We start from the raw sequence: 8,159 nt of genomic DNA on the forward strand, positions 1-8,159 counted from the left end.
CCCTCTCCCCTTCCTCCCCTATCCCCTCTCCCCTTACCTTGCCTCAGATAGATATTCCTAGCCAATTTGATGTCTTAGTAGTCGGCGCTGGTGCCGCTGGACTGTACACAGCGCTGTGTCTGCCAGAGTCCTTGCGAGTCGGCTTAATTACTAAAGAAACTGTTGCTTTGTCTGCCAGTGATTGGGCACAAGGTGGTATTGCCGCAGCGGTTGCTCCGGAAGATTCTCCTTCGCTGCACATTGAAGATACGATCCGGGCGGGTGCTCTTTTGTGCGATCGCTTCGCTGTAGAATTCCTCGCTCAACAAGCCCCTAGCTGCATTCAATCTTTGGTCAACTTAGGGGTAGCTTTTGATCGTCATGGTAAAGCTTTAGCTTTAACTTTGGAAGCTGCCCACTCTCGTAATCGTGTCCTCCACGCCGCCGATACCACAGGTAGGGAAGTCACCACCACTCTGACTGCTCAAGTATTACGCCGCCAAAACATTCAAGTCATCCAGCAAGCTTTGGCTTTGAGTTTGTGGATTGAACCCGAAACTGACCCCTGTCTTGAAAAGTTCAGATCGGCGCAAGCCGCCGCTCCGGCTTTTCGCTGTCAGGGAATTAGCCTGTTTTATCAAGGTCAAATTACATGGATACGGGCTGGTGCTGTGGTATTAGCAACTGGTGGCGGTGGTCAGGTATTTGCCCAAACTACTAACCCAGCTGTGAGTACGGGCGATGGGGTAGCGATCGCATATCGTGCTGGAGCTATCCTCCGGGATTTGGAATTTGTCCAATTTCATCCCACAGCCCTTACCAAAGCAGGTGCTGATCGCTTCCTTATAAGTGAAGCTGTACGCGGCGAGGGGGCACACCTGGTCGATAACGAAGGGCGACGTTTTGCTTTTGATTACCATCCTGCGGGTGAACTTGCACCCAGAGATGTCGTTAGTCGAGCAATTTTCAGTCATTTGCAACGCACCGCCCTCGATCCTGCCACTGCTCATGTGTGGTTAGATATGCGCCCCATCCCCGCCGACAAGATTCGTCATCGCTTTCCTAACATTATTAAAGTTTGTCAGCATTGGGGCGTCGATGTCTTCAATGAACCAATTCCTGTAGCCCCTGCTGCTCATTACTGGATGGGTGGTATTGTTACGGATCTAATGAACCGCACGAATATCCCCGGTTTGTACGCAGTAGGTGAAACTGCCAGTACGGGAGTACATGGAGCAAATCGTCTTGCGAGTAATTCCCTGCTGGAATGTATCGTGTTTGGAGCACAGATGGCTAATATTGAGTTGGCAGATATTGGACTACTGTCGAAAACACCAATGCTAGCATTGCGGGAATTTAGCGCTGATACCAGTGAGTGGCAAATCCAGCAAGCACAGCTAGAAGCACTCAGGCAGAAGTTACCACGTTTAGTATGGCAAAGTGCTGGTATTTGTCGGGAACAATCAGGTTTGGAAATGGCGATCGCCACTATAGAATCTTGCTTCCAAGATTTCGCTGCCTTGCCTTTGAGTCAATTCTTGCTTTCTTTACGTCCAAAAGAACCAGCTAATTTCAACCTCCCAGACGTTGAACGGCAATTACGACTTTGGGCAGAAACCCGCAATCTCTTAGATGTGGCTGATTTAATTCTTAAAAGTGCTGCTTTTAGAACCGAAAGCCGGGGTGGACACTACCGCCTAGATTATCCTCAAACAAACCCAGACTGGCAAGTCCATACACTTGTACAAACAAATCACTGGTGGAAATCTCCACTCATAAACAATTAAAAATTATTTAGCCACACTTTGCTAGAAGAGTAAATCATATTCCGCAGATTGATGTAGAGATTTCAATATTTTTGTAATCAGGATTTTAAAATTACCGGAAATTTTTCATTTATCTGCGAAATATGGATATTATAATGCAAACTTAAATAACAATAAATCCCAATTTATGAACTGCGTTGGAATAATTATGTAAATCCAAAATCCAATTATGGTTTTATATTCTCTCATATATTTTTATATGTTCTTTAGCAATATTACGCCATTGGTTAGTTTCACAATAAATTAAACCATTGGTAGCTAATTGTTGATTTATTTCATAACTTAAAGTTAAGTTTTTAATTTTATAAGCTAGCTCTCCTGCACAACCTGGTGTAAACAAATGTAGGCAATTGGCTTCCTCATTCAGTTCATCAAAAAAGTCTATTTTGCTCGCAATTACAGGTTTTCCTGATGATAAACTCCAAGTCAGAGCTGCTGATGAAGATAATATTGTCTCAGGTTCATAGGGAGCCAAGCAAAAATCAGTTATCTTGTGATAATTACGCAACTCTTTAAATTCTAAATAGCCTGTTAGTTTCACACGACTACTTGTTTTTTTGTATGTTTCAATAAATTTAATTATTCTATCTAAAGCATGATCACTAGAATTCGGATGAGAAGTACCTATAATTAACAAGTAATAGTTTGCTGGCAAAACTTTTAGCGCATTTAATGCTGTTGTATAGCCCTTATAGGTAGATATAAATCCAAACATTGAAAGAATAACAGCATCATCAGGAAACCCCATTTGCTTTTTTAATGCTTTTTTTTCTTGTTCATTTATATTTGGCGTAGGATCAGAAAATGTAACACCCTGCTTAATAATGTGAACTGAGTTTTTTTCAAAGCCACTATCTAAGAAAATCCGACGTGTTTTTTTAGTATGTACAATCGCATTGATTCTATTTTTAGAACGAAATAAATCAGAAATATAATATTTCCATTGTAATTTTCTAATAATTTTCTTGCCAAAACCAATTAAACCAGGCAATGATTCTTGTAAAAAAGAAGGCTCTGTATGAAACGTCACGAATACTTTTTTATTTAACTTTAATATTTCTTTTAAAAATATATGAAAATTAGTAATTGAGCCATTCAAACCATAAGATCCTGCAAAAAAGCTAAATTCATGCTGAATGTGAATAACATCATAGTCAATTAATCTTTCAATATATGATTGGAAATATTCTTGAATTTCGTCTCTTGTCATATACTTAAGATTTTTTTCTTCAATTGGTAATACTGCACAAGTAATACCATTCTCTAACATTCCATTAACTAATCCTTTAGTATATCCGGCAATACCACAAGGAACATTCCAAGTACTAATTTGAACAATTTTCATGTGAAGTTATCTCCTTTAGTTTTATTATGCAGATATTTCTATCTCCATAAATTATCTATTCTTGATATTTTATTGAAAGCTACGGTAAACTCCATCTCCTTGTGGGTGGAGTTTTTCATTTTATTGTTTTCATTCAATGGCGGCTACTATAGCAGTTGCTAGTTAGCTAATTACATCAATTAATCATAAAACCCAGATATCAAAAGGCTTTCAAGCCTGTTAATAATTACCTGCTATAAATATTTAGTTTTGATGTTTTGATTTATCTTATTACTTAACTTAAGTCGTTTTTAAATAAAACTTAACAGCTTCACATCCATTTCCAATAAATCTAATTGCTCCTTTTTCTAACCACATTACTTTTTCGCAAGATTGTTTAATAAAATTTAAATCATGGGATACCACTAAAACAGTTGCATTCACATCCCAAAATTTTTCTATTCTCTGCTTACATTTATTTTTAAATCTTTCATCCCCTACCGATAACACTTCATCTAATATCAAAATATCAGGCTGTACATCTGTGGCAATAGCAAATCCCAATCGCGCTACCATACCCGAAGATAATCCCTTTACTGGTACAAATGCATAATCTTCCAATTCTGCAAACTCCAAAATTGACTGCACTCTTCCTATCATCTCTGCTCTAGAAAAGCCCAGTAATATGCCATATAGGAGAATATTATCCATTACAGAAATCTCTGGATCAAATCCCGCTCCTAGTTCAATTAAGGGTGCAATTTGACCGTACACTCGTACTGAGCCACTTGTCGGTTTAAGAATCCCAGAAATTATCTTTAATAGCGTTGATTTCCCAGAGCCATTTGCCCCAATAATACCTATTTTTTCTCCTCTTTCTACAACCAAATCAATTTTCTCTAGCACCAATTTCTTAGCAGGCTCGCGGTATTTACCCTCCAAAACAGATAGTAGAGTTTTCTTGAGGTCATAAGAAAATTCTTCTTGTGTCCGTCGCCACAGCGAAACTTGATCTAGGCGAATTACTTCCATTTACAGCAAATCCATAAATTGATGTCGCCACAATTGAAAACAAATCCATCCCAATGACAAAATAATTACACCACTGAGTAAGGCACTCCAAACCAAATTAAAATCTGGAAGTGTTCCTGATAATATGATCTGACGTAGACTTTCAATAATGGGTGATAACGGATTTAATTTTAAAAATGGCTTTACCTGCGGTGGAACAATAGCTGCTGGATAGAATACAGGACTACTGACCCAAATCATAAATGCAATTAACTCATAAAAGTAAGGTAAATCTCTAAAAAATACATACAATGCACTTACTATAAAACCGACTCCTGTACAGACTAAAACTAGTGCCAGAAATGGGAACAGTAAAGCCAGTACATTTACTAGACTCTTGGAATTCAAGAAAGTTATTATTGCCAGTAGTGGCAACACCCCAACTGCAAACTGAAACACATTCGCTGCAATCATCGATACAGGAAAAATACTGATTGGCAAACGAATTTTATTTAGTAATGAGCCATTACCTACTACACTACTCAATGCCTGTGAGGTGGAAGCTGAGTAAAAATTGATTACCACTAACCCTGTAAATGCTGCCAATACATAGTTTAGGATTGAGTTACCGTAATATGACGCAAAAGTTGCTCCAAAAATCGCAGTGTACAACCCTGTCATAATCAATGGGTTTAACAGCGACCAATAAACTCCTAGAAATGAACCTCGGTAACGCACTTTCAGATTCCGCTCTACCAAGACATGCAGCAATTCCCAGTAGCGCCGCACTTGTAACCAAGTTATTGAATTCCCTTTAACCGAAAGCTTCATTCTTCTAACATACCGTTACACATTATGGGCAAATTATTCGCGCATTTTACATTACTAGAGCATAGTTTGCTGTATTAGCTAGCCTACTACCAAAAACTTATTGTGATTGTGAAAAACACTTTGAGATTAAATACAACAGCTATTAATTGCAAATTTTATACTTTATAGTTAAAAAACTATAAGTATTAAACTACAGCAAGTAATTTTTATTTATTGTGTACTACTATGCATTCTTAGCTTCCAAAGCTAAAGCTTGTCTAATAGTTTCTCCGACTCGCTCAATAGTTTCGTAATTAAGTTCTGGCCAAATTGGTAAACTAAGTACCTGACTCGCCAATAGATCGCTAACTGGATTCACAGGGTATTTGCCTTTGTAGACTAGCAATTGATCTTGGGGAACTGGGTAATAAACCATTGTGCCGATACCTTGGGCAGCTAAATATTGATGCACACTGTCTCTAGCTATAAGCTGCTGCGCGTCTTGACGATCGCTATTAGTAATCCGAATTGTATATTGGTGAAACACATGCCCATCAGCAAATTCTGGTGCAACTACGCCTGAGACATCGGCTAATAGCTGGTTATAGCTTTTTGCAACTAAGCGTCTGCCTTCATTCCAACTATCAATGTGAGGCAACTTTACACGTAAAATAGCTGCTTGCATAGTGTCAAGGCGGGAGTTATAACCTAAAACTTCATTGTGATATTTCTTCTTCGCTCCATGTACCCGTAGCATCCGGGCAATTTCAGCTACTTGGTCATCATTAGTAACAATCAATCCCCCATCCCCATAAGCTCCCAGATTTTTGGAAGGAAAGAAGGAGTAGGCTCCTACATTACCGATTGTTCCTGTATGTTTCCCAGCAATCTGTATACGAGTGCTGTCGTCACATTGATGGTGACAAGCTGAACAAGTGCCATAATAGCGTGCGCCAAAGGACTGGGCACAATCTTCAATTACTTTTAAATTATACGTTTGGGCAATGTCCATAATTGCAGCCATCGCGGCTGGATTGCCGTAGAGATGGACTGGCATAATCGCCTTAGTTTGGGGCGTAATTCTGGCTGCGATCGCTGTTGGGTCAATATTGAAACTATCCGGGTTAATATCAACAAATATTGGTTTGGCTCCGACATTGCTAATTGATTCCGCAGTGGCGAAAAAGCTAAAGGGAGTTGTAATTACTTCATCACCTTCACCAATACCCAAAGCCTTTAACCCAATAACTAAAGCATCTGTTCCAGAGTTAACAGCGATCGCATGGCGTACCCCCAAATACTCAGCAACTTCCTGCTCAAACAGCTTCACATCTGGGCCCATAATGAACTGACCAGATTCTAAAACACGGGAGATTGCAACCTGAATCTCAGATTTGAGAGAGTCGTACTGAGGTTTTAGATCGAGAACGGGGATATTAGTTTGGCTCATGCAACCCTTATAACTTCTGTTTCTGATACTTTTTGATATTTGGTTCCTGTGGAGTCGATCGCGTAGGCATTAGCGTCAAACTCTAGCACATCACCATAGGCGCTCATCCAACCAATAATTTTTGCTGGAACTCCTGCGGCGATCGCATAAGATGGGACATCCTTTGTGACTACGGCTCCAGCTGCGACAAAAGCATACTCATTCAGGGTGATACCACAAACAATAGTCGCATTTGCCCCAATACTAGTTCCCCGTTTTACTAAGGTTTTCAAATAATCATCACTAGTATTGCGCGGGAACTCACAGCGAGGTGTTTTGACGTTAGTAAAAACCATGCTTGGCCCACAAAAAACATAGTCTTCCAGAATCACCCCCTCGTAAAGAGAGACATTATTTTGAATTTTGCAGTAATCACCAACAACTACGTGATTAGAAACCAAAACATTTTGGCCAAAGACGCAGTTTTGACCAATCTTAGCTTTGCCTAAAATATGGCAGAAGTGCCAAATTTTCGTACCTTCGCCAATTTGAGCACCGTCATCTACATAACTGGATTCATGCACAAAATAGTTAGCCATGTAAAAATTTCTGCGCCTCCTCTAAAATTTCCACAACTGCTACGCCATTCCAACCATCAGAACGGGGTTTTTCACGAGTTTTCAGACAATCTAAGAAGTGTTGACACTCAATTCTTAAAGGTTCAGACGCCGCCACTTCCACAAGTTCGCTTCCTTGATCGTGATGCTTTAAATCTTGGTCAATATGCTTGTGGTGGATTGTCACCGTTTGCAAGACTTCATCGTAAACTAGCATTTGCTCTTGAGCAATGACTACGGTACTCCGTTGAGTTAAGGGCCAATACCAAGAACAATCTATCTGGGCTGATTGACCACTCTGGAAACGGAGGTCAACTTGCACATAATCTTCAATGCCTGGTTGTAAAATGGCGTTGCCATGAGCTTGCACTTGTTGCAATTTCGGGTTTCCCAACAGGTCTAATACTACTGATACATCATGGGGAGCAAATGACCACCAAACATTTTCTTCTGTGCGTACCTTGCCCAGCTTGAGCCTTTGAGTAGCGACGTGCAGCACCCTCCCAGCCTTACCACTTGCTAGATAATCCCGCATCCAGGCGATCGCAGGTTGGTACAATAAAAGATGACCCACCATCAAAATCCGCCCTTGCTGATCTGCGTATTCAGCAAGCGATCGCGCTTCATTCGTTCGCAGTGTCATGGGTTTTTCTACAAACACATCCTTCTTTGCTGCTAACGCAGCCATTGCTAATTCATAATGCGTTGGTGCAGGAGTTGCTAACACTAAAGCTGACACATCGCTTTCCAGGGCTTCCTTAAAGTCAGCATAAGTAGCAATATCTGGGTAGGTTGTGGCGATCGCTGTTCGTAGAGCAGGATGAGCTTCTGCAACACCAAACAATGCTCCTAATCCATAAAAATTACGTATCAGGTTTTTGCCCCAGTTTCCAGCTCCAACCACAATTACTTGGTTATTTGTCGAATCTATCACTGTCATTTTTGTGCCTACAGCTTATTTTCTAATAGATAGTTCATTACCATAATTGCGGGTGACTTTCGCCACTCTCTAATATCTTTTTTCCAAAAAATAATGAACAATACCAATTCGTAATTCGTAATTAAGAAAGTTAAATCTAGTCTGGATTTTTCCAGGCTTAGATCAAAAGCATAATTTTAAGGAAATTTAGTATTATTCACTCCATGCCCCATGCCCCATGCCC

General features: G+C 40.1%; 7 protein-coding genes. 1 reads left to right on the top strand and 6 read right to left on the bottom strand.

The window, feature by feature from the left end; translation table 11 throughout:
* Positions 1-38 precede the first annotated feature (38 nt).
* Entirely contained in the window at positions 39-1,766 is a 1,728-nt protein-coding gene (nadB, locus tag IQ246_RS27425; RefSeq protein ID WP_194006454.1) for an L-aspartate oxidase, read from the top strand.
* A gap of 214 nt (positions 1,767-1,980) precedes the next feature.
* Here nadB and IQ246_RS27430 read toward each other — a convergent pair whose 3' ends face one another.
* From IQ246_RS27430 to IQ246_RS27455, 6 genes are all read right to left on the bottom strand, one after another.
* A complete protein-coding gene (locus IQ246_RS27430) occupies positions 1,981-3,150 on the bottom strand; it encodes a glycosyltransferase (protein ID WP_194006448.1) in 1,170 nt (389 codons plus the stop codon).
* Positions 3,151-3,429: 279 nt separating this feature from the next.
* Positions 3,430-4,161 carry an ABC transporter ATP-binding protein gene (locus IQ246_RS27435; RefSeq protein WP_194006449.1) on the bottom strand — a complete coding sequence of 244 codons (732 nt, stop codon included), beginning with the start codon at positions 4,159-4,161 and terminating at the stop codon, positions 3,430-3,432.
* A complete protein-coding gene (locus IQ246_RS27440) occupies positions 4,162-4,971 on the bottom strand; it encodes an ABC transporter permease (protein WP_194006450.1) in 810 nt (269 codons plus the stop codon).
* 223 nt (positions 4,972-5,194) lie between these two features.
* The gene (locus IQ246_RS27445; protein ID WP_194006451.1) at positions 5,195-6,400 is read right to left on the bottom strand and encodes a DegT/DnrJ/EryC1/StrS aminotransferase family protein; all 1,206 of its coding nucleotides are present in this window, start codon (positions 6,398-6,400) and stop codon (positions 5,195-5,197) included.
* Positions 6,397-6,978: an acyltransferase gene (locus IQ246_RS27450; protein WP_194006452.1), complete on the bottom strand. Its 582-nt coding sequence runs from the start codon at positions 6,976-6,978 to the stop codon at positions 6,397-6,399. The genes IQ246_RS27445 and IQ246_RS27450 overlap by 4 nt, the downstream gene beginning before the upstream one ends.
* Positions 6,971-7,936 (bottom strand): Gfo/Idh/MocA family protein, encoded by a 966-nt coding sequence (locus IQ246_RS27455; protein ID WP_194006453.1) that lies wholly within the window; start codon positions 7,934-7,936, stop codon positions 6,971-6,973. Before IQ246_RS27455 ends, IQ246_RS27450 begins: the two co-directional genes overlap by 8 nt.
* Positions 7,937-8,159: the final 223 nt, after the last annotated feature.

Source organism: aff. Roholtiella sp. LEGE 12411, assembly GCF_015206995.1.
Classification (GTDB): Bacteria; Cyanobacteriota; Cyanobacteriia; order Cyanobacteriales; family Nostocaceae; genus Komarekiella.

What these genes read in the sequence shown, in the direction of transcription:
- IQ246_RS27435 (WP_194006449.1), bottom strand. Translation starts at nt 4,161, where the DNA reads ATGGAAGTAATTCGCCTAGATCAAGTTTCGCTGTGGCGACGGACACAA.
- IQ246_RS27430 (WP_194006448.1), bottom strand. Translation starts at nt 3,150, where the DNA reads ATGAAAATTGTTCAAATTAGTACTTGGAATGTTCCTTGTGGTATTGCC.
- IQ246_RS27455 (WP_194006453.1), bottom strand. Translation starts at nt 7,936, where the DNA reads ATGACAGTGATAGATTCGACAAATAACCAAGTAATTGTGGTTGGAGCT.
- IQ246_RS27440 (WP_194006450.1), bottom strand. Translation starts at nt 4,971, where the DNA reads ATGAAGCTTTCGGTTAAAGGGAATTCAATAACTTGGTTACAAGTGCGG.
- IQ246_RS27445 (WP_194006451.1), bottom strand. Translation starts at nt 6,400, where the DNA reads ATGAGCCAAACTAATATCCCCGTTCTCGATCTAAAACCTCAGTACGAC.
- IQ246_RS27450 (WP_194006452.1), bottom strand. Translation starts at nt 6,978, where the DNA reads ATGGCTAACTATTTTGTGCATGAATCCAGTTATGTAGATGACGGTGCT.